The sequence below is a fragment of the Aeromonas sp. R4-2 genome, assembly GCF_040908295.1.
Classification (GTDB): domain Bacteria; phylum Pseudomonadota; class Gammaproteobacteria; order Enterobacterales; family Aeromonadaceae; genus Aeromonas; species Aeromonas veronii.
Window position 1 is genome coordinate 81,213 of record NZ_JBFODL010000019.1, and the last position, 21,007, is coordinate 102,219.

The following is a 21,007-nucleotide window of genomic DNA, read 5'->3' on the forward strand; positions in this document are numbered from 1 at the left end:
GGCGGGTGTAGCAATAGGTTAATCATGAGTTTTGCCGATAGTTTGTTCTTTTTAATGCTGCTGGTTGGCGGCAGTGTGTTCTTCTCCCTCTCCGAGATCTCTCTCGCCGCGTCTCGCAAAATCAAATTGCAGGTGATGGCAGATGAAGGTAATCGCCAGGCCGAAAAGGTGCTGGCCCTGCAGGCCCAGCCGGGCAACTTTTTCACCGTGGTGCAGATTGGCCTCAATACCGTCGCCATTCTGGGCGGTATTCTGGGTGAGTCTGCCCTCAACCCCGCCATCAAGGGGATTGTCTCCCAGTTCTACCAAGGGCCCTGGCTTGGCGAGATCAGCTCCGGTGCCTCCTTCGTGTTCGTCACCGGCATGTTTATCCTGATCGCCGATCTGATGCCCAAGCGTCTGGCCATGACCATGCCCGAGCAGATTGCCGTGGTGGTGGTGCGCCCGATGCTCTTCTTCGTCACCGTGTTGATGCCGCTGGTGTGGGTCTTCAACGGATTGGCGAACTCCCTGTTCCGTCTGATGCGCGTCTCCACGGTGCGTAACGACGAGATCACCTCCGACGATATCTATGCGGTGATGGATGCCGGTGCAGAGGCGGGGGTTATCCAGCGTGAGGAGCATCAGCTCATCGAGAACGTGTTCGAGTTGCAGTCCCTTGGTGTCACCTCTGCCATGACCGCCCGCGAGAGCCTCATCTACTTCACCCTGCAAGAGAGTGAAGAGAGCATCAAGGCAAAGATCGCCGAACATCCCCACAACAAGTTTCTGGTCTGTGACCACAACCTTGATAGCATCAAGGGCTTTGTCGATGCTAAAGAGCTGCTGATCCGCGTTATCGGCGGCCAGAGCATCGACCTTATCGGTGGCAACCTGGTGCAGAACGTCATCATCATCCCCGATACCCTGAACCTCTATGAGGCGATGGAGTACTTCAAGAATCATCGTGGCGACTTTGCCGTGGTGATGAACGAGTACGCGCTGGTGGTGGGGATTGTCACCATGAACGACCTGATGAGTACCGTCATGGGCGAGTGGGCGACTCATGTGGTGGAAGAGCAGATCGTCCAGCGCGACGAGAACTCCTGGCTGGTGGACGGGGTTACCCCCATCTCCGACGTGATGCGCGCCTTCGATATCGAAGAGTTCCCCGAGAACCAGAACTACGAGACCATCGCCGGCTTTATCATGTATATGCTGCGCAAGATCCCCAAGCGCACTGACTCGGTCAAATACGCCGGTTACAAGTTCGAAGTGGTGGATATCGACAGTTACAAGATTGATCAGCTGCTGGTTACCCGGGTCGAACCGGCTGTGGCCGAGAAGCCAGCTCAGGAATCGTAAAAGGAGCGACATAAGAGTCATGAAGATGCAGTCTCATTCCCGTGCGCTGGCCTGTGTCGCGCTCGCCCTGGCACTGGGTGCCTGTAGCCAGAGTGCGCCGCGCAAAGCCACAGTGGCAGCCAAGCCGGTTGCCCCCAAGCCTGCTGTGGTCGTGCCGCAGCCGGATCCCGATGCGGTGGTACAAAGTGGCATGGCCGAGCCGAGCCCGGTCTTTGACGAGCAGTACCACGGCCCGGATCAGGGGTCGCTGGAGTCGGTGACCGCCCTGTTTGCCCGTGGCTACATCGAGTCGGCCATGCGCGAGACCATGCTGGCGGCGGTGCACAACGACTATCCGCTGCTCGGCATGCGGGATGTGCGGTTGACCGATCCGGTCTCCAAATTCCTCACCTCCGAGCATGCGGCCACCACGGTCCATGACTACCTCTATGCAGGCGTACAGCGTCGCCTCGGTCGTCCGCTCAGCCCTGCCCAGTGGGAGCAGATCTGGCGCGGTTTGCCGCAGCAGGGTCGGGTCTCCGACTGGGTCAAACAGATCAAGCGAGTGCTGGCCGGGCGTTAAGCTGCCAGCGGATCAAGATAGTGATGAGGCCACCTTCGGGTGGCCTCTTGCATTTCTGCGTTTGCACGCTGATTTCTGCTGATACTGATTGCTGCCCGTGGCACTTTGTTTTATCTTATTTTGTCCATCTAGACATCCATATGTTTTTATGGCTGCATAATAAAAGGGCTTCCCAAGATGAAGCAGGACGATCTGCAGCGATTCGATGCGAAACCGCAGATCAACAAAACAAACAGATAAATACGCAAATAAACAACGCACATAACAAAGAGATACGACAGATGGAAACCAGGGAATTGTGGGTGCTGGATGGGGGCATGGGGCGCGAGCTGGCACGGCGGGGGGCACCGTTTCGTCAACCCGAGTGGTCGGCGCTGGCCTTGATGGAGGCGCCAGAGGCGGTACGCGACGTGCATCAGGCTTATGTGGCGAGCGGTGCCCGGGTCATTACCACCAACAGCTATGCGCTGGTGCCGTTTCATATCGGCGATGAGCGTTTCTTTGCCGACGGGAAGGGGTTGGCTGCGCTGGCCGGTCAGCTGGCCCGTGAGGTGGCTGACGAGCAGAAGGGCGCCGTGCAGGTGGCCGGTTCTCTGCCACCGCTCTTTGGCTCCTACCGTGCCGACCTGTTCAAGGCGGACCGGGTGAGCGAGCTGGCGACGCCGCTTATCCGGGCGTTATCCCCCTATGTGGATATCTGGCTGGCCGAGACCATGAGCCTGATTGCCGAGCCACTGGCCCTGAAAGCGCTGCTGCCTGATGACGGCAAGCCGTTCTGGGTCTCCTTCACGCTGGAAGATGAGGCGCCGGGCAACGAACCGCGACTGCGTTCCGGCGAGCGGGTGGCCGATTCGGTTAGCGCGCTGGTGGCGGCCGGGGTCGATGCCATCCTGTTCAACTGCTGTCAGCCCGAGGTGATCGAGGGGGCCCTCGAGGTTGCCCGCACCCGATTGCAGGCGCTGGGCCGCGCAGACATTCGCCTCGGTGCTTACGCCAACGCCTTCCCACCGCAACCCAAAGAGGCCACCGCCAACGATGGGCTGGACGAGATCCGCACCGATCTGGGACCGCTGGATTACCTTGGCTGGGCCGAGCGCTGGCGCGCGGCCGGGGCAAACCTCATCGGCGGTTGCTGCGGTATCGGCCCCGAGCATATTCAGGCGCTGAGCAGCCGGTTGCGCTAAGGAGCTTCCATGAAAGAGAACAAGATTGGGCTCTGGTCTCTCACCGCGCTGGTGTTCAGCTCCATGGTGGGGGCGGGGATTTTCAGCCTGCCCCAGAACATGGCCGAGGTGGCAGGCGCCCGCGCCGTGCTGATCGGCTGGGGCGTGACGGGGGTGGGCATCCTGGCGCTCGCCATGAGTTTTCTCTATCTGTCGCGGTTAAGGCCAGATCTTGACGGCGGTATCTACAGCTACGCCCGCGCCGGTTTTGGCGAGCTGGTGGGATTCTTCTCCGCCTGGGGTTATTGGCTCTGCGCCACCATCGGCGTGGTGGGCTATCTGGTGATCGCCTTTGCCGCGCTGGGCAGCTTTGTCGACACCCCCGAGCAGATCTGGTTTGGTGACGGCAACACCCTGGCGGCGTTTGTCGGCGAGTCCTGCATCCTCTGGGCGGTGCACCTGCTGGTGGCCCGTGGCGTGCAGCAGGCGGCGCTATTCAATCTGGTGGCGACCCTGGCCAAGAGCCTGCCGCTGCTGCTGTTTATCCTGTTTGCCTGCTACTGGTTCGATCCGGTCACCTTCGCGGCGGATCAGCAGGGCAGTAGCCTGGCGGTGCCGGTTTCCGAGCAGGTGCGCAACACCATGCTGATCACTCTCTGGGTCTTCACCGGTATCGAGGGGGCAGCGGTGCTGTCGGCCAGGGCGAGAAACAAGCGGGATGTGGGTACCGCCACCGTGCTTGGGGTGCTATTGGCGCTGCTGCTCTATGTGCTTATCTCGGTGCTGGCGCTCGGAATATTGAGCCGACCCGAGCTGGCGGCGCTGCCCAACCCCTCCATGGCAGGGCTGATGGCCCAGATGACCGGCTCCTGGGGCAAGCTGCTCATCAGCGTTGGCCTTATCGTCTCGGTGCTCGCCTCCTACGTGAGCTGGACCCTCTTCTCGGCGGAGGTGCCGTTCAGCGCAGCCCGCCACGGCGCGTTTCCCGCCATCTTCCGGCGCCAGAACCGCAACGGGACGCCTATCGCATCGCTCTGGCTCACCAGCCTGACGGTGCAGACTTGCCTGCTGCTGGTGTGGCTGCTCGGCAAGGGCTACACCAGCCTGCTGCTTATCTCTACCTCGATGATTTTGGTGCCTTACCTGCTGATCGGGCTGTTTTTGCTCAAGCTTTCGTTCAGCAAGGAGGGAGAGAGTGGGCAGGGCCGAGGCCTGATGCGGGCAGTGGCACTGGTGTCGAGCGGTTACGGATTCTGGCTGCTCTATGCCGCCGGGGTGGAGTATCTGCTGCTCTCCTTGCTGCTCTACGGGCCGGGTCTGCTGCTGTTTCTCTACAGCCGCCGTCAGCTGGGCACAGATCTTTGTCTGAGCGGTCGCGAGCGGCTGTTGGCCGGAGTGACCTTGCTGAGCCTGATCCCTGCCGTCTGGTCGTTCGCCCATCTCTGACATCGAAGATGTTACTGACCATAAGAGAGCGCCACTGTGGCGCTCTCTTTTTATCAGTGACTGGTTATCAGGGGCTTGCTATCCGGGAGTTGCTATTCGGGGCGAAGGCTCATCGGCTGGCTGGCCCGGCCGGTTTGCCAAACAGCACCGCGAGTTTTTGTCGCCAGGGTAGGCCACGGGCGTCATGCAGCATGTCGCGCCACTCGTGGAAGGTGAGGGTGAGGGGGTTGAAGCTGTGGATCGGCTTGGTGATGCCGAAGCGGCATGGCTCGGCCGGATCTTCTTCCACAAAGGTGCCGAACAGCCGATCCCAGATGATCAGCACCCCGGCAAAGTTGCGGTCTATGTACTTGGCGTTGCTGGCGTGGTGCACCCTGTGGTGGGAGGGGGTGTTGAAGACCCACTCAAGCCAGCCGAGTTTGCCCACCACCTGGGTGTGGACGAAGAACTGGAAGCCCAGACTCAGCAGCACGGTGGCGACCACCGCCTCAGGCGGGAAGCCGATGACAATCATCGGGATCCAGAACAGCCACATGCCGGAGATCGGGTACATCAGGCTCTGGCGAAAGGCGGTGGAGAGGTTGAGCCGCTCCGAGCTGTGATGTACCACGTGGGAAGCCCACAGCCAGCGCACATGGTGGCTGGTGAAGTGGAACAGCCAGTAACAGAGATCCTGCAACAGGAACAGCAGTAGCACACTCCAGAGATTCAGCTCGATATCGAACAGTCGCCAGCCCCAGAGGGTGTCATACAGATAAGCAATGGCAATGGCCGCCAGCGCATCGCCCCCTTGGTGCATCAGGGCCAGGGCGGCGTTGGCGAACAGATCCCGCCACTGGTAGGTGGCGGTGGGAAAGGCAGCGCCATGTTTGCGCAGGTAGAGTATCTCCCAGCCGATAAAGGCCAGAAAAATCGGGGAGAGGTAGAGCAGAAGCAGTTGCACATCCATATGCGGCCATCCATTCAGAGCAATTGCTCCCCAGCATAAAGGATGGCTTTAATATTTCATTAACATTTTTCAACCAACGAAGAGATGGCATGAAATATGGCGCGGCAGCAGAGGAAGGCGCGCTGGATGGCTATGCTTGATGCAGGCTTTTTCAGGAGGTGCTGGCTTATGCGCGTCTGGTGTTGCTTGTTGCTGGGGTTGTGCATGATGGCGCACGCCAAGACCCGGGTCGAGATCCTGGCGGATGCCGCCTATCCCCCCTACTCCTGGCAGGAGGGGGAGGAGGTCAGGGGGATCTATGCCGACATCATCCGCGAGGTGACCTCTGCCATGCCTGACTATGAGGTGGTGCTCAAGCCTATGCCGTGGCGGCGCGGTCTGAGCATGGTGGAACAGGGGGCCGCCTTCGCCATTTTTCCACCCTACTACATGCCCGATACCCGCCCTTATATGTGGCCCTACTCCCAGCCGATGCTGGATGAAGAGCTGGTGGTGATGTGCGGCGCCAGTGTGGCAGCCAATACCCCGCAGGCCAGGTTTCCGCTCGACTATCACGGTTTGCGCTTTGGTATGAACGCCGGTTTTGCCGTCGGCGGCGATGCCTTCTGGCAGGCGGTAAAAGAGAAGCAGATCGACGTGGAGGAGGTGAAAGGCAATCGGGAGAACCTGCTCAAGATTGTCCGCGGCCGGGTCGATTGCACCATCAATGATCGCCTCTCCCTGCTCTATGAGTTGCTCAACATGATAAAGGCCGATCAGCTGGCGGTGGCCGATATGTCCCTGCTCAAACAGGGGCCGGTGCTCAGCAAGGAGCAGGGGTTTCTCGGCTATAGCCGCAAGGGGGAGTACCCCTACAAACAGGCATTTATCGACCAGTTTGACAAGGAGCTCTATCAGCTCAAAAAACGTGACGGGGTGAAAGTGATCGTGGAGCGCTATCTGGGAAAGTCCCCGCGCTGAGCCGATGAGATGGGCACTCGGGTTCAGCTGGGTTGAGTCTGCTCAGCGTGACACACAAGAAGAGGGGCCTTGCAGTCCCTCTTCGTTTATCCAGCAGAGCGTGTTGGCTACAGCACCTGACTCAGGAACTGGCGCAGGCGTGGGGAGGGGGGATTGTCGAAGAAGTCGGCCGGTTTTTCATCTACCAGCAGTTCGCCACTCTCCATAAAGAGCACCCGATCCGCCACCTCGCGGGCAAAGCCCATCTCGTGGGTCACCACCACCATGGTCATCCCTTCGCGGGCGAGCCCCTTCATCACATCCAGCACTTCCCCCACCATTTCGGGGTCGAGCGCACTGGTGGGCTCGTCAAACAGCATGATGCGCGGCTGCATGGCGAGCGCCCGGGCAATGGCTACCCGCTGTTGCTGACCGCCGGAGAGCTGGGACGGATAGCTGGCCGCTTTCACCGACAGCCCCACTTTCAGCAGCAGCGCCTTGGCTCTGTCTTCGGCCTCACGGCGCGAAAGGCCACGCACCTTCTGCGGAGCGAGACAGATGTTATCCAGCACCGTCAGGTGGGGGAAGAGGTTGAAGGACTGGAACACCATGCCCACCTCTTCCCGCAGCTTGTTGACATCGCCCGGCTCGGTCAGGCAGATGCCGTCGACCACGATATTGCCGTCGTTGATGGTCTCCAGCTGGTTAAGGGTGCGCAGGAAGGTGGATTTGCCCGAGCCACTGGGGCCGACGATCACCACTACTTCCCCTTCGGCCACCTGGGTGCTGACATTTTTCAGGGCGTGCACTTCGCTACCGTAGAACTTCTCTACGCCGGTCGCTTTGATGATGGGATCAGTTGCTTTTCGCATATTTCACCTCCAGAAAACGAACCGGGAAGGCGAAGAGGGTGTCGGTGATGGCTGCACTTCTCGATGCCTGTTGCACCTTGATGATGGGATCAGTTACTGCGTGCATATTTCACCTCGAGACGGCGCACCAGAAAGGAGAGGGTGCCGGTGAGCACCAGATAGAGCAGGGCCACGGTAAACCATACCTCGAACGGACTGAAGGTGGAGCTCACCACCTCGCGCCCCGCCTTGGTCAGGTCGGTGATGGAGATGACTGAGACCAGCGAGGAGTCCTTGATGAGGTTGATGAATTGGCCTGCCAGCGGTGGCAGCACCCGCTTGAACGCCTGCGGCAGGATGACGTAGCGCATGGTCTGGGCAGAGGTCATGCCCAGGCTGCGGCCCGCCTCCATCTGCCCCTTGTGAATGGAGCTGATACCGGCGCGGACGATCTCCGCCACATAGGCACCGGTAAAGACCGCCAGCGCGGCGACCCCGGCGGTGAAGCGATCGAGGTTCAGCACGGTGCCGATAAAGAAGTAGACGATGAAGATCTGCACCAGCAGCGGCGTGCCGCGGATGAGCTCAACGTAGGTGACCGCCAGATTGCGCAGGGCGGGATTGGGGGAGAGGCGCGCCAGCCCGGCCAGGGTGCCGAGCAGGATGGCGAAGATGCCTGCTACCAGCGAGAGCTTGACGGTGACCCAGACGCCCCAGGCGATGGGGCCTGCGGTCCAGCTCAGTTGGGTGTCGAGGGTATCGCCACGAAAAACGGTATCCCCTTCGGCGACTTGTACGCCAGTGCTGGCGATGGCTTGCCGCACATTGGGGTCGAGATCGTCTTGCAGGAACAGCTTGCCCTTCTCGGCCTCGCTGGTACCCGCGATCACGGTGCCGTCAAATTCGGCCAGATTCTTCTGCTCCGCCTGATAGGCGATGTATTGGGGAATGCGTTCCCAGCGCCAGGTGTAATCCACTGACTGGACAGCCTTGTAGATGCCGAATACGGCAACCAGCAGCATCAGCAGGAAAACCCCATGCCAGAGTAGCTGATTGGGCTGTTTTTCCATCTGTCTTGTCGGTTTGGGTGTGTGCACAGTCACAACCTCTTCTCGTTATTGTGTGGGGAGCTGCGTGGTGCAGGGGCGGCATGTGCCGCCCCCCGGAGGTTATTTGAGCTGGTTCAGCCAGGCGTTGGATTCGAACCACTTCTTGTAGAGACGGTCGTAGCTGCCATCGCCCTTGATCTGGCGCAGGTAGTTGTTGAACCAGTTGAGGGTGTCCTGATCCCCTTTGCGGATGGCCCAGGCCAGCGGCTCGAAGGTGAACGGCTTGTCGAGGTGCACCACGGCGCCCTGATTCTGGGAGGCGAAAATAGCGTTGTAGGGCAGGTCATAGACGAACGCATCGACCTTGCCATTGATCACTTCCAGCTTGGCGTCATCCTGGGTTTCAAACTGCAGCAGGGTGGCTTTGGGGATCAGGCGCTTCACTGCCTGCTCGCCGGTGGTGCCGAGCTTGACCGCGATCTTGTATTTCGGGTCGTTGAGGTCGGTGAAGGATTTGATTTCGCCCGCCTTCTCTTTGCGCAGGACTATGGTCTGGCCGACCACGATGTAAGGATCGGCGAAGTTGACCCGCAGGTTGCGCTGGGGAGTGACGGTCATGCCGCCCATGATGACGTCGAACTTGTTGGTCAGTAGCGCCGGAATGATGCCATCCCAGGCGGTGTTGACGAACTCGACCTTCACGCCCATCTCTTTGGCGACCATCTTGGCGAGATCCACGTCAAAGCCGATGTATTGGCCCTGCTTGTTGGTCATCTCGAAGGGTTGATAGCCGGCATCGAAGCCGACTCGCAGCACGCCGCGTTCGAGCACGGCATCCAAGGTGGACGTGGGGGCAGGTGTCGGGGCCGCCGTGGCGATCCCGCAAAACAGCAGGGTAGAAAGAATCAGTTTTTTGATCATAAGTGACGTCTCTGTCGGTGGTGTGTTCGGCCTTGAACCTGATCCCGTGCGACTCCGTGGCACAAGAGACTGCTGCATCCGGCAACAGGCAAGACAGGATGAATGTCTTGAGCGGGACAAAAGCCCCATATGAGATGCTATGAATAGTGGTTGAGTGAAAAATGTACCAAAAACAGATTGTGTCAGAAGACTCAACAGGTTAGAGACATTTATTGCTCATGGCTTCATTCATAAAATCACACGAAAACAACATATCTATCTAATTGAGTGGGTTCAAGCCCAAATTATCCCCAAGACATTTTGTTACAAAGCCTGGGTGCCGCTTGCAGCTCTTATTGTGCTGTTGGGCTCCGCAAGAGGCTTCTTATGGGGCTGATACGAATACGCATTGGTGGGATATCACACGCATTGCTCTGTTTGTCAGCAAACGAACGGACTTTATTGTGAAAACCATCAAGTCCCACTGTGTCTTGGCAAACGCTTCTCATATACTCAGTTACCCTCTCTGCATGGCTTTGGTATGGACGCCTCACTACTGCTTAAGCTGGATATTTTTACCTTGATGATCATGGCCTTGTGTGGCTATTGTCTCGGTTTCCTCACTCTCACCATCATTCGCGTTACCCACAACGATATTCCCGGCGTCGGGGTCTGGTGGTGGTCCAGTCTGTTTGCCATGCTGGGTCAGGCAGGATTTGCCAGCCTGCTGCTGACACCCACCCTCTATGGCTCCTGGGTGGGCAATGTCTTCCTGATTTTTCATGTGTCGTTGCTGCTGGTCGCCCAACGCTGTTTCTTCCGGCAATCGCCAGGCTGGCCTGTCTGCTGGGGATTCATCCTGCTGTTTGCCGCCATCATGACCTGGTCGGTCGTCATTGATGGCCGGATTGCGGTGCGGGTGATGATCAGCAGCGCCACCTTCCTCGTGCTCAGTTCGCTCATCATCTGGCAGCTCTGGCGTCACGGCCGCCCTGATTATCAGGTGGCGGTTTGGGTGCTGATTGGCCTCAATCTGGTGCTGATCGCCATGACCCTGATGCGGATGTTTACCGTGTGGGGCGAGGTGATCGAAAGCCCGTTCCAGCGTCAGCTGTTCAACGTGTTGCCCTATGTCTCCATGCTGGTGGGTAGCTCCATGCTCACTTTCGGGGTGCTGCTGCTCTGCAACCAGCACCGGGCGCTGGAGCTGCGCTATCAGGCCAGTCATGACCCGCTGACCGGGTTACTCAATCGCCGTGGTTTTATGGAGCGTCTGGCCCGGGGACGCCCTGCACAGCAGGGGGCGCTGGTGGTGCTTGATCTGGATGACTTCAAGCAGATCAACGATCGGCATGGTCATGAGGTGGGGGATCGGGTGCTGGAGCGGGTCGGGTTGGCACTGCGCGAGCTGGAGGGCGTATTGGCCAGTCGCTTCGGGGGCGAGGAGTTTGTGCTGCTGTTTCGCCATGCCACCGCAGAGGAGGCGATCGCCCGGTGTCAGTCACTGCGGGTTCAGCTTGCGGCCAGCAAGGTAGAGGGGATCCATATCACCGTCAGCATGGGTATTGCTCACTGGCAGGGGGAGTGGCACTTTGACAACCTGTTCAGCCGTGCGGATGACGCTCTCTATCGGGCCAAGCGGGAAGGAAAGAACCGGGTCTGTCAGGCTGCCTGATGCAGGAATAGGTTCAGGAATAAAATCAGGGCGCGGTGATCCGCGCTCTGTTTGTTTCTGTTTGCCGGATATAGCTCGTCAGCTGCCACCCGCTAATCTGCATTCGTTTGAGCGGCTCTCGGTGCCTGCGCCTTGAGGAAGGGGAGCAGCAGCAGGGCCGAGACACCCGCTGCCACCGAGATCACTACGAAGAAGCCGTTCCAGTGCCAGATCTCCATCACCTTGGCCAGCGGATAGCCCGACAGCGCCGCCCCCATGTAGGCAAACAGGCCGACAAAGCCTGTGGCCGCCCCCGCCGAGTTTTTGTGGGAGCACTCCGCCGCCGCCATGCCGATCAGCATCTGGGGGCCAAACACGAAGAAACCGATGGTAAAGAAGCAGGCCGCCTGCATCACATAGCTGAAAAAGGGCATCAGCCAGAGCGACCCCACCGCCAGCAGGATCCCCACCGCAAAGATGAGGTTCATCGGGCCACGGTTGCCGTTGAACAGCTTGTCCGATCCCCAGCCCGCCACCAGAGCACCGATAAAGCCCCCCACCTCGAACATGGAGATGGCCGAGTTGGCGCTCATCAGATTGAAGCCGCGCTGCTCGGTCATGTAGAGGTTGCCCCAGTCATTGATGGCGGTGCGTACCACATAGACCAACACGTAGCAGCAGGCGAGCAGCCAGATATAGGGGTTGCCCAGCACATATTTGCGCAGGATCTGGCGGTGGGAGAGCCCCGCATCCTGGGTCTGCTGGGCCAGCTCCATCGCATCCTTGCGCCACTCGCCCACTGTTGGCAATCCCATGGCGCTCGGGGTATCCCGCAGTCGCCAGCAGAGGAACAATCCCGCAAGGATGGCGATAAGGCCGGGCACTATCATGCCGTAGCGCCAGCCATGCTGCAGGGCGATGGTGCTGACAATAAGAGGGATGAGCGCGCCGCCGACGTTGTGGGCGGTGTTCCAAGCCGACCACCAGACCCCGCGCTCGGTACGCGAATACCAGCTGGTGAGCAGCTTGGAGCAGGGGGGCCAACCCCAGCCCTGGAAGAAGGCGTTGGCGACCCAGAGGGCGGCAAACATCCAGAGTGCCGACGAGAGGCCGAACAGGATATTGATAACGCCGGTGGCCATCAGTCCGACACCCATAAAGTAGCGCGGGTTGGCGCGGTCACTGATGATGCCGGAGAAGAACTTGGAGCAGCCGTAGGTGATGTAGAACAGAGTCCACAGCATGCCGATATCTGACTTGTCCAGCATGCCGCTCGCCAGCATGTCTGGCATGGCGAAGTTGAAGCTCTTGCGGGTGAAGTAGAAGACCGCGTAGCCCAGATACATGGTCAGCAGCAGGTGCAGCCGCCAGTGGCGATAGGTGGCGTCGATCTCGGCCTGATCCCGGATAAGGGGCCGGGGCGGCGCGCTTCTCATAAAACTCAGCACAGGCAGGCCCTCTGGTGGTGATTAGCCATGACTTTCTTCCCGTCTGCGACTGGGCAGGTTGACCGTCAGTTGGGTGCCGTGGATGCAGGAGAGTTGCAGACTGCCCCCGAGGGCCTGTACCCGCTCGCGAATACCGAGCAGGCCATAGCCCTGCTGCGGGCGGCTTTCCGGCAGACCGCGGCCATCATCTTCCAGCACCAGTTGCAACTGCTCGCCGCTGGCACGGGCGCGAATGGTGACCGAGTGGGCGTTGGCATGTTTGACCACGTTGTTGAGCCCCTCCTGACAGACCCGAAACAGGGTGACCCGCTGGGCATCGGAGAGATCCCCATCCGCCAGCTGCCACTCCAGACGGGTGACGATGCCGTGACGCTCCAGCTCCAGCTCCCGCAGCAGTGCCCGTACCGCCTGTTCCAGAGTCATGTCGTCGAGCTGGCGCGGGCGCAGCCGCCCGAGCAGGCCGCGCACCGCGTCGTAGATCCCGAGCGACAGTGTGTCGATCAGGGCGCTGCTCTGGCCCACCCCGGCATTATCGGGGGCGAGGCGGCGCACGATCCCTGCCTGGGTTCGAATTGCTGTGATGGTCTGGCCGATGTCGTCGTGCAGCTCGCGCGCCACCTCCTTGCGGATGCTCTCCTCGGTCTCGAGCAGCCGCTCGGTGAGCTGGCGATTGTGGGCGAGCTGGCGGGTCAGCGCCTGATTGAGTTCGCGCTGGCGCTGGATCCCGGCGCCGAGCAGCAGGCCGGTAAGGCTCTGGGCCAGTAGGGAGAGCAGCAGGTCGAGGGGGTGATCATGCCAGGCTTGACTGGCCAGCAGGGCAATGGTGTTCATCAGGGTGGCGAGCAGCGCCCCCTGCCAGCCGTAGCGCCACGCCATGGCGATGATGGGGATGGCGAGACAAAACGGGGTGAAGCGCACCAGCGAGTTGGGCAATCCCAGTTGCAGCCAGAGGCTCAGCACGAACAGCAGCAGATACCAGACCAGATGGCGAAAGCGCCACTCCACTGGCTGATCCACCAGCGCAGGGCCGAGCGGTACCCAGGTGGCGCGAGTGAGGTAGTGCCAGATCAGCATGCAGGTGGAGGTCAGCGTCAGCCCGCCGGTGAGGCTGAGCAGCAGGGCCGAGAGGCCATCTTCCCCCGCCAGATGCCAGAGCAGGGCTTGCAGCAGCGCCGCCGCCGTGACGGTGGCGAGCAGCAGCAACAGTTGCTGCCAGTCGTTGCGCACCTGCTGGCGACGGGCAATCAGCAGCGGTAGCAGGGTCAGCAGACTGCCCGCGACCAGCCAAGGCCAGTGGGGCAGCCTTACCTCCAGATTGAGCCAGTAGAGCAGCAGCCCTTCGCACAATAATAGCGGCGGCCAGTAGTGGCCCGGGCTTTGCAGCAGCAAGCCGAGGCGCAGGCCGAAGGGGAACAGCAACACCGCCAGCGCCGGGCCGCCCGCCAGATGCAGGCTGATGCTCCAGAGACAAAACCAGCCGGCGGCAAAGATGAAACAGGCCGCCAGCGCGATGGCGACATAGCTGGCAAAACGGGAGATCACCAGCTATCCAGCATGCGGTGGGCCAGCTCGACGTTGTTGCTGACCTTGAGCTTGTCCATCAGGTTGGCGCGATGGACGTGAACCGTCTTGGGGGAGAGTCCAAGCTGCTCGGCGATGGCCTTCACCTCCAGCCCCTGTGCCAGCAACTGGGCAATCTCCCGCTCCCGATTGGTGAGGGGATCCCGGCTGCTGCTGGCCAGTTTCTGGGCGATGTCCGGCGTCAGATAACACCCCCCCTGGGCGGCGGTACGCACCGCGGCGATCAGCTCGTCCGGACTGCACCGCTTGGAGAGAAACCCCTTGGCGCCGGTCTGCAGTGCCTGCTCGATGAGGGCGGGGCTGTCGTGTACCGAGAGCATCACCACCGCGAGACCGGAGGGGAGCTGCTTGAGTAGATCCAGCCCCGATTGGTCGGGCATCGAGATGTCGCAGACACAGACCCGCGCCCCGCTGCCGGGCAGACCGGCAAGGGCGTCGCTGGCGGAGCCGAATTCGGCGACCACCTGCAGGTCGGGCTCCAGATTGAGCAGTTGGGCAAAACCGGATCGGACGATCTGGTGATCGTCGATGAGGGCAATTTTTATCATGATGTCAGCCTGAAATTCGGTGCGTCATGACCATGACGCGGCCAACAAGATACCTGCCCCCCGAGTCAGGCTCAAGCAGCAGCAGGAAAAGGGGCTAAAAACCGGGGGGCAAGGTGCGCAAAGCTTGATCGGGATCAGCTGGCAAGGGCGAGCAAGCGGGCTGATCAACAGGGGATGACCAGCCCGGGGGACTCAGCGGTGCAGCTCGCCGGCGCGCTCCGGCTGATAGACCACTTCCAGAATTTCGACCTCGATGGTGCGACCGGCCGGGCCCGGCCAGGCGATGCTGTCGCCCACTTTCAGACCGAGCAGGGCGCTGCCCACCGGCGCCAGTACCGAGATATTGCTCTCGTCGCCCTTGGCATCGCGCGGGTAGACCAGGGTGAGGCAGAACTCGTTGCCGCTGCTCTGCATCTTGAAGCGTACCTTGCTGTTCATGGTGACCACGTCCGGCGGCATGTCGGCTGGTTCGCGGATCTCGGCGCGGTCCAGCTCCTCTTGCAGGGCCAGATGCTGCGGATGGTTGCCGAGCAGTTGTTCGATACGGTCCAGATCAAGGCTGGAGATAACCAGATGAGGTTGTTTCATAAGATATTCCTTATCAATAGCGGATAGGCCCATACCGGCGGGTGCAGGTTGGCCATCACGCAAAGTGTTACAAAAATGGATTCAACAGGTTCAATCAATTGAAAATGCCATGCCCCCAAGCGACTCGCGGCCGAAGGAGCGAGGCGGGGGCTCAGCAGGGTGTGAGCAAATGCGAGGAAATAGCGAGTATTTTCATGGGGCTACCATAACCATTCTGGCCGGCCTTGGCAACCGTGATTGAGTGACTACTCAGGAGCCTGATAGTTGTACTGACGGATGATCCGCGCCAGTGTGCCATCATGGCGCATCTCGTCTATCACGGCTTGCCAGCGACGTCCCTCGGTGAAGGGGAACTCCTTGCTGGCGGCGACATAAAACTGGGTACGCATCAGAGTCTCCCCGCGTACCAGCCGGTCGGTTGGCAAATCACCAAGGCGCTGGTTGTAGAGGATGGCGTTCCAGGCGGCCACCCAGGCATCGATACGGCCCCGACGCAATTTCTGGGCATTGAGCTTCTCGGTGGCCACGGTATCACTTTCAAGCTTAAGTCGTTGTCTGAGCAGATGCTGACCGAAGGAGTAGCGCAAGGTGCCGATCTGCAGCGGTGGGAGATCTGTCACTTTGAGGGGGGCAGGATGAAAGTGGCGATCGCTGACGATGACAAAATCGTCATCGAGTATCGGTGTTACCCAGTAGTAGAGGTGTTCCCGTTGAGTGCTGCGCACCGGCGGGATCAGCAGCACATCCTTGCGGTGGATAGCCTGAGTGAGGGCTCTGGCCAGTGGCATCAGCTCGATGGTGAGCGGTTCTTTAAGGCGTCGCGCCGCCTCTTCCATGATCTCGATGGCGACACCGCTTGGTTTGCCGTGAGAGGAGCGAATGACATAGGGGGGCAACTCGGCCGCCACCAGCACAATAGCCTGGGCACCGGTGTTCACCAGCAATAACAGCAGGGCAAAAAAGGGCAGGCAGAGAGCGCGCATCAAGGTCGTGAGCCAGAGTCGAATATGCAGAGTGTAACATTCCTGCCTGCGTTGTCGTTGTGCCCGCTGAGGGGTTGGGATCTTAGTCGAAGAAATCCCGCAGATCGCGCACTTCGTAATCAGCGAGTTGCTGCCAGGGGAGCTGAGCAGGCAGCTTGCGCAGGGTCACCTCCATCCGGTAGCTGCGATAGCCGTCGAGGCTGGCCGATTCGACCACCAGCGGGATCTGCCACTGACTCGACCAGAGAATGCGGGTTCGTTGCTGCCCTTCGCGCTTTTCATACCAGCGGGCCTGCTCGGGGGTGGCCTCATCCAGCGGGGTCATCCCCTCGATCAGCGTGGGGTTGACGAGATGGCGGATCCGCAGCCAGTCGGGCTTGAAGGCCACCTGGCCATACTCTTCCACCGGCACTTCAACCAGCTGGTTGTGCCAGCTGTCGGCATAGCGCAGCTGAAGTTCACCCTCATCACTGCGGCTGACCCAGCGGGCCGCCATCTGGTGGGTAAAGTGCTTGTGGCCGGGGGTGGCGTCGTGAGTGGCGTGATAGGCACGGGCAAGGGGGAGGGGAATGAGCCGCTGGCTCCACACCTGATTGCCCACGCGCAGCCACTTCTCTTGCCAGACACTCTCTCTGGCGATGCCATCGCTGCCGGTGTTCCGGTCGTGATAGCTGATCCGGGCGGCGAGATCCGGGGGCGTGTCGTCAGCATGCAGGGGGAAGGCGAGGGTGCTGCCAAGCAGCCATAACGAAAGCAGAAATCTCATCATCATCTGTCGCTCGAAAGAGCCGGGGCCCGGGCCGCTGAGTCGATTGCTCAGATGCACCCGGGCCCCTGCTGCTTACAGGCCGAGCGCCTCCCGCAGTTTGCCAAACACCTTGGTGTTATCCAGCGTGCCTTTGAAGCGGTTGCTGCCGGCGCCATCGGCAAACAGCATCACATCGCCGCCGCCGTGGGTTTCCGATGTCAGTTTGACGCCGGTCTCCTGCAGATAGTCATTAGCCATCACCTGATCGCTGGTGAGGACCGGGCGCACATCGGGGCGGTTGGGGCCGTTACCGAACACCAGGGTGGTGAAGGGCTTGCCATCCACATCGTTCTGGGTCGAGCCATCGCCATTTTTAACCAGATCCAGCACCGGATTGCCTTTGGCTGAGTAGCCGTTAATGGTCATGGTGTGGTCATGGTCGGCGGTGACCACGATCAGGGTATTGTTGAGATCCACTTTACCCAGCGCCGTCTTGACCGCTTCATCTAGCGCCACCGCGTCGGTGAGCGAGCGCTTGGCGTTGGTGCCGTGCAGGGCATGATCGATCCGGCCGCCTTCTACCATCAGGAAGTAACCCTGACTGTTCTTGCTCAGCAGGTCGATCGCCTTGGCGGTCATTTCGGAGAGGGACGGCTGGGTATTGGCAGCCCCCTTGGCGACCCGATCCAGCTCGTAGTTCAAGTGGGATTTGCTGCTGAACAGACCGAGCACCTTGCCACTGGTGACCTTGGCCAGTTCACTTTGGGTAGTGACATAGCTGTATCCCTGCGCCTTCATCTCGGCGGTCAGGTCGCGGTTGTCATTGCGACCGCTCTTGTTGCTGGCGCTGTAGGGGGTCCAGTGGTTGGCACCACCGCCCATCAGTACATCGACCCCATCTTTGAGGGCACTGTTATAGCCAGCGCCCCCCGGAGCGGCCTGTGCGGCGATGTCATAAGCGGCATCCCGATGGCAGATGTGGGCGTAGGTAGCCGCCGGGGTCGCGTGGGTCAGCTCGGTGGTGGTGACGGCCCCGACCGATTTGCCTGCCGCCTTGGCCAGCTCGAGGATGGTGGGCACCGGCTTGCCGTTATCGCTGCTGCAATTGTTGACTGTTTTGTTGCCATTGACGTCTTTGCCGGGGGCGACGGCTTTGGTGTCGCTGCTCATGGCGATCACCTCGTTGTTCATCTTGACCCCGGTGGTGTAGGCCGCCATGGAGGGGGCCGAGTCGGTGGTCTGGGCATCGTTGGAGAAGGTCTTGATGCGGGCACTGCGCGGCAGTTTCATCATCTCCAGATTGCCCTCTTCTCCCACCTTGAACAGGCGGGTGGCGGTGAGCACGGTGGGGCCCATGCCATCACCGATAAAGAGAATGACGTTTTTGGCATCACCGGCCTGTGCCTGGGAGGTTGCGCCCAGCGCACTGAACAGGGCGGCGCAGACCAGCGTGTGCTTGATGGATGTGTTCATCTGTTTGCTCATGAAAGTGCTCCTTACAGCTTGGCCGCAGCCTTGATCTTGCCGAACACGGCGGTGTTATCGAGTGAGCCATGGAAGCTGTCAGCCCCCTTGCCGATGGCGCCGAGGAAGACATCGGTGCCGCCGTGGGTCTCGTTGCCGATTTCGCCTACCTTGACCACCACTTCCTGGTGGTAGTCATTGGCGGAGACGGTGGCATCGTCGAGCGGGGCGACGCTGCTGCGCGGGCCATCCACCCGGTTGTAGCCGTTGCCAAAACCTATGATGGTGTAGGGCATGCCCTCGCTATCCTTGCTTGGCTCGCCAGTCTCGTAGTTCTTCACCAGCCCGAGTACGCCGGGGTTGTCGGCGGTGGTCTTGCCGGTGCGCTTGGCATAACCGTTGAGCACTAGCGTGTGGTCGTGATCGGCGGTAACCACGATCAGGGTGTTTTTCAGCTCGGGGTCGCTCTTTTTCACCTCGTCGATGGCGGCCTTGATGGCGTTGTCGAAGGCGATGGTGTCCTGCAGCGCCCGCTTGGCGTTGGTGTCGTGCAGGGCGTGGTCGATGCGACCCCCTTCCACCATCAGGAAGTAACCCTTCTCCTTGCCCTTGAGCTGTTTGATGGCGGCCAGGGTCATCTGGGCCAGTGACGGCTCGCTGGCGGGACGGTCCAGATCATATTTCATGTGGCTGGAACCAAACAGACCCAGCAGCGGCTTGCCCGCATCGGCCTTGTTCAGCTCATCCAGATTGCTGGCAAACTGGTAGCCCTTGGCCTGCATTTCGCTGATGAGGTTGCGGCCATCCTCCCGCTTGCCCTTGTCGGCTTTGGGCAGGAAGAAACTGCTGCCGCCACCGAGCACCACATCCAGCCCCTCCTTGAGGGCGCTGTTGTAGCCTTTGCCGCCCGGCACCAGCTGGACGGCGATATCTGCCTCCAGATCCCGGTTGCAGATATGGGCATAGGTAGCCGCCGGGGTGGCGTGGGTTACCCGGGTACTGGTCACCACGCCGGTACCGCGGCCATCGGCTTTGGCCAGCTCCAGCAGGGTGGTCACCGGCTTGCCGGCGCTCTTGCTGCAGTCACTCTCATAGGTGGCGTCGCCGTCCATGCTGATGACGCCGTTGTTGCTCTTGACCCCGGTCATGTAGGCCGCCATGGAGGGGGCCGAGTCAGTGACCTGGGCATCGTGGGAGAAGGTCTTGATAAAGGCCGTCTCTGGCAGGGTATCGATGGTGAGATCACCCTCTTCGCCGACACCGTAGATGCGGGCGGCCGTCAGGGTGTTGAGGCCCATGCCGTCACCGAGGAAGAAGATGACGTTGGTGGGTTGGGCTGCGGGCTTGGTCGCCACCGTGTCATTGTCTGATTTGCAGCCGGCAGCCAGGGCGGCGCCGATCATCACTGCAAGTCCTGCCATTTTTCTCATTGGGGTTCGCTCCTTGTAAAACCTGAGCGCAGCCTAGAGGGGGCAGATGACACTTTTACTGACTATCGGTGACGGTTGTGTGAAAAAGTGATAAAAATGTTACACTATATCAATGTGTTATCTATCAATTGAGCCAGTTGGCCCGGTCGCTTCCGGCAAGGTTGTTACGCCTCGGCGGTTTGCTGATTTGATGAGGTGATGGCTAGAATGACCTGTCAAAAGAGGCCCGCAGCAGGTAAAATGCGCCCCCTTCGTTCGATGCCCGCGGCAGAGCGCTTGTTGTTCCATGCGCGCGCCCGCAGCCCCCACAGAGAGTAACGGATATGTCCATCAACTGGTTCCCCGGTCACATGCACAAGGCCCGCAAAGAGATTGCCGAGGTCATGCCCCAGGTCGATGTGATCATCGAGATGCTCGATGCCCGCATCCCCTTCTCCAGCGAAAACCCGCTGGTGCCCGAGCTGCGTGGTGATACCCCGGTGATCAAGGTGCTGAACAAGGCGGACCTGGCCGATCCGGCGATCACCGATCTGTGGGTGGCGCACATGGAAAAAGAGAAGGGGATCAAGGCGCTGCCGCTGACGCAACAAGAGCCGGAGAAGATCAAGCAACTGCTGACTCTCTGTCACGAGATGCTGCCGGAGCGCAATTTTGAGCTGCGCGGCGTGCGGGCGATGATCATGGGGATCCCCAACGTGGGCAAGTCCACGCTGATCAATACCCTGGCGGGGCGCATCATCGCCCGTACCGGCAACGAGGCGGGGGTGACCAAGTCCCAGCAGCGGATCAAGCTGGATAACAACGTTATCCTGACCGATACCCCGGGTTTCCTCTGGCCCAAGCTCAACCCGCCCTCCTGTGGTTATCGTCTGGCCATCACCGCGGCCATCAAGGACACAGTGTTCGACTATGCCGATATCGCCATGTTCGCCGCTGACTACTTCATCAAGGCCTATCCGGAGCGGATCAAGGCGCGCTACCAGATTGATGACTTGCCCGAGACCGAGATCGAGCTGCTAGAGATGATCGCCCGCCAGCGGGCGTTTATGCGCAAAGGGGGGCTGGCCGACCTGCACAAGGCGTCCGAGATCCTGATCAACGAGTTCCGCTCCGGTTTGCTTGGCCGCATCTCGCTGGAGACGCCGGAGATGGTGAGCGTCGAGATTGTCGAAGCCGCCGCAGAAGCCGAGCAAAAAGCCAAAGAGAAGGCCGAGCGGGAAGAGGAGCGTCAGGCCCGCGCCCGTCGCAAGTACGCCCGCAAGCGTCAGAAATAGTTATCATCAGGCGTCCCGAGCTTGCCTGACAACGAGCGAGCTTGTGTGACCCAGATGACGAAACACGAAGAGGCGGCCCCAGGGGT

20 protein-coding genes are annotated in these 21,007 nt (G+C 60.4%); 7 read left to right on the plus strand and 13 right to left on the minus strand.

Features of this window, described 5'->3' with window-relative positions:
* Nucleotides 1-24 precede the first annotated feature (24 nt).
* The 4 genes from AB5Y99_RS16780 to AB5Y99_RS16795 all read left to right on the plus strand — a co-directional run bounded on the left by AB5Y99_RS16780 (nucleotide 25) and on the right by AB5Y99_RS16795 (nucleotide 4,515).
* Nucleotides 25-1,344: a hemolysin family protein gene (locus AB5Y99_RS16780; RefSeq protein WP_005334094.1), complete on the plus strand. Its 1,320-nt coding sequence runs from the start codon at nucleotides 25-27 to the stop codon at nucleotides 1,342-1,344.
* 19 nt (nucleotides 1,345-1,363) lie between these two features.
* Nucleotides 1,364-1,906: a hypothetical protein gene (locus AB5Y99_RS16785; protein WP_368210215.1), complete on the plus strand. Its 543-nt coding sequence runs from the start codon at nucleotides 1,364-1,366 to the stop codon at nucleotides 1,904-1,906.
* 281 nt (nucleotides 1,907-2,187) lie between these two features.
* A complete protein-coding gene (locus AB5Y99_RS16790; RefSeq protein WP_368210218.1) occupies nucleotides 2,188-3,090 on the plus strand; it encodes a homocysteine S-methyltransferase family protein in 903 nt (300 codons plus the stop codon).
* A gap of 9 nt (nucleotides 3,091-3,099) precedes the next feature.
* On the plus strand, nucleotides 3,100-4,515 hold the full coding sequence (locus AB5Y99_RS16795; RefSeq protein WP_368210220.1) for a basic amino acid/polyamine antiporter: 1,416 nt from the start codon (nucleotides 3,100-3,102) through the stop codon (nucleotides 4,513-4,515).
* A gap of 109 nt (nucleotides 4,516-4,624) precedes the next feature.
* On the opposite strand, the gene AB5Y99_RS16800 is transcribed toward AB5Y99_RS16795, so the two are convergent.
* Nucleotides 4,625-5,464, minus strand: coding sequence for a sterol desaturase family protein (locus tag AB5Y99_RS16800; RefSeq protein WP_368210223.1), 840 nt, complete (start codon nucleotides 5,462-5,464; stop codon nucleotides 4,625-4,627).
* Nucleotides 5,465-5,632: 168 nt separating this feature from the next.
* Between AB5Y99_RS16800 and AB5Y99_RS16805 the strand changes: the two genes are divergently transcribed.
* Entirely contained in the window at nucleotides 5,633-6,424 is a 792-nt protein-coding gene (locus AB5Y99_RS16805; RefSeq protein ID WP_247822486.1) for an ABC transporter substrate-binding protein, read from the plus strand.
* Between the two features lie 107 nt (nucleotides 6,425-6,531).
* Here AB5Y99_RS16805 and AB5Y99_RS16810 read toward each other — a convergent pair whose 3' ends face one another.
* The 4 genes from AB5Y99_RS16810 to AB5Y99_RS16825 all read right to left on the minus strand — a co-directional run bounded on the left by AB5Y99_RS16810 (nucleotide 6,532) and on the right by AB5Y99_RS16825 (nucleotide 9,224).
* Nucleotides 6,532-7,275 (minus strand): amino acid ABC transporter ATP-binding protein, encoded by a 744-nt coding sequence (locus AB5Y99_RS16810; protein ID WP_064338276.1) that lies wholly within the window; start codon nucleotides 7,273-7,275, stop codon nucleotides 6,532-6,534.
* A complete protein-coding gene (locus AB5Y99_RS16815) occupies nucleotides 7,259-7,381 on the minus strand; it encodes a hypothetical protein (RefSeq protein WP_282188185.1) in 123 nt (40 codons plus the stop codon). The genes AB5Y99_RS16810 and AB5Y99_RS16815 overlap by 17 nt, the downstream gene beginning before the upstream one ends.
* A complete protein-coding gene (locus AB5Y99_RS16820) occupies nucleotides 7,365-8,324 on the minus strand; it encodes an amino acid ABC transporter permease (RefSeq protein WP_216977437.1) in 960 nt (319 codons plus the stop codon). Before AB5Y99_RS16820 ends, AB5Y99_RS16815 begins: the two co-directional genes overlap by 17 nt.
* A 99-nt stretch (nucleotides 8,325-8,423) precedes the next feature.
* Nucleotides 8,424-9,224 (minus strand): transporter substrate-binding domain-containing protein, encoded by an 801-nt coding sequence (locus tag AB5Y99_RS16825; protein WP_005334079.1) that lies wholly within the window; start codon nucleotides 9,222-9,224, stop codon nucleotides 8,424-8,426.
* 520 nt (nucleotides 9,225-9,744) lie between these two features.
* Here AB5Y99_RS16825 and AB5Y99_RS16830 point away from each other — a divergent pair.
* Nucleotides 9,745-10,878 carry a GGDEF domain-containing protein gene (locus AB5Y99_RS16830; protein ID WP_247822487.1) on the plus strand — a complete coding sequence of 378 codons (1,134 nt, stop codon included), beginning with the start codon at nucleotides 9,745-9,747 and terminating at the stop codon, nucleotides 10,876-10,878.
* 92 nt (nucleotides 10,879-10,970) lie between these two features.
* On the opposite strand, the gene AB5Y99_RS16835 is transcribed toward AB5Y99_RS16830, so the two are convergent.
* The 8 genes from AB5Y99_RS16835 to AB5Y99_RS16870 form a co-directional block, all read right to left on the minus strand.
* Nucleotides 10,971-12,305: an MFS transporter gene (locus AB5Y99_RS16835; protein WP_247822488.1), complete on the minus strand. Its 1,335-nt coding sequence runs from the start codon at nucleotides 12,303-12,305 to the stop codon at nucleotides 10,971-10,973.
* Between the two features lie 21 nt (nucleotides 12,306-12,326).
* Complete coding sequence (gene uhpB / locus AB5Y99_RS16840) at nucleotides 12,327-13,847, minus strand: signal transduction histidine-protein kinase/phosphatase UhpB (protein WP_247822489.1); 1,521 nt, start codon at nucleotides 13,845-13,847, stop codon at nucleotides 12,327-12,329.
* A complete protein-coding gene (gene uhpA, locus AB5Y99_RS16845) occupies nucleotides 13,844-14,434 on the minus strand; it encodes a transcriptional regulator UhpA (protein ID WP_005334071.1) in 591 nt (196 codons plus the stop codon). Before uhpA ends, uhpB begins: the two co-directional genes overlap by 4 nt.
* Before the next feature lie 192 nt (nucleotides 14,435-14,626).
* Complete coding sequence (rnk, locus tag AB5Y99_RS16850) at nucleotides 14,627-15,022, minus strand: nucleoside diphosphate kinase regulator (protein WP_005334070.1); 396 nt, start codon at nucleotides 15,020-15,022, stop codon at nucleotides 14,627-14,629.
* A gap of 245 nt (nucleotides 15,023-15,267) precedes the next feature.
* Nucleotides 15,268-16,005 (minus strand): transporter substrate-binding domain-containing protein, encoded by a 738-nt coding sequence (locus tag AB5Y99_RS16855; RefSeq protein ID WP_323892514.1) that lies wholly within the window; start codon nucleotides 16,003-16,005, stop codon nucleotides 15,268-15,270.
* Nucleotides 16,006-16,087: 82 nt separating this feature from the next.
* Complete coding sequence (locus AB5Y99_RS16860; protein WP_247824183.1) at nucleotides 16,088-16,774, minus strand: hypothetical protein; 687 nt, start codon at nucleotides 16,772-16,774, stop codon at nucleotides 16,088-16,090.
* A gap of 72 nt (nucleotides 16,775-16,846) precedes the next feature.
* Nucleotides 16,847-18,238 carry an alkaline phosphatase gene (locus tag AB5Y99_RS16865; RefSeq protein WP_368210227.1) on the minus strand — a complete coding sequence of 464 codons (1,392 nt, stop codon included), beginning with the start codon at nucleotides 18,236-18,238 and terminating at the stop codon, nucleotides 16,847-16,849.
* A gap of 11 nt (nucleotides 18,239-18,249) precedes the next feature.
* On the minus strand, nucleotides 18,250-19,647 hold the full coding sequence (locus AB5Y99_RS16870; RefSeq protein WP_005334065.1) for an alkaline phosphatase: 1,398 nt from the start codon (nucleotides 19,645-19,647) through the stop codon (nucleotides 18,250-18,252).
* A gap of 323 nt (nucleotides 19,648-19,970) precedes the next feature.
* Between AB5Y99_RS16870 and ylqF the strand changes: the two genes are divergently transcribed.
* On the plus strand, nucleotides 19,971-20,921 hold the full coding sequence (gene ylqF, locus AB5Y99_RS16875) for a ribosome biogenesis GTPase YlqF (protein WP_247822498.1): 951 nt from the start codon (nucleotides 19,971-19,973) through the stop codon (nucleotides 20,919-20,921).
* Nucleotides 20,922-21,007: the final 86 nt, after the last annotated feature.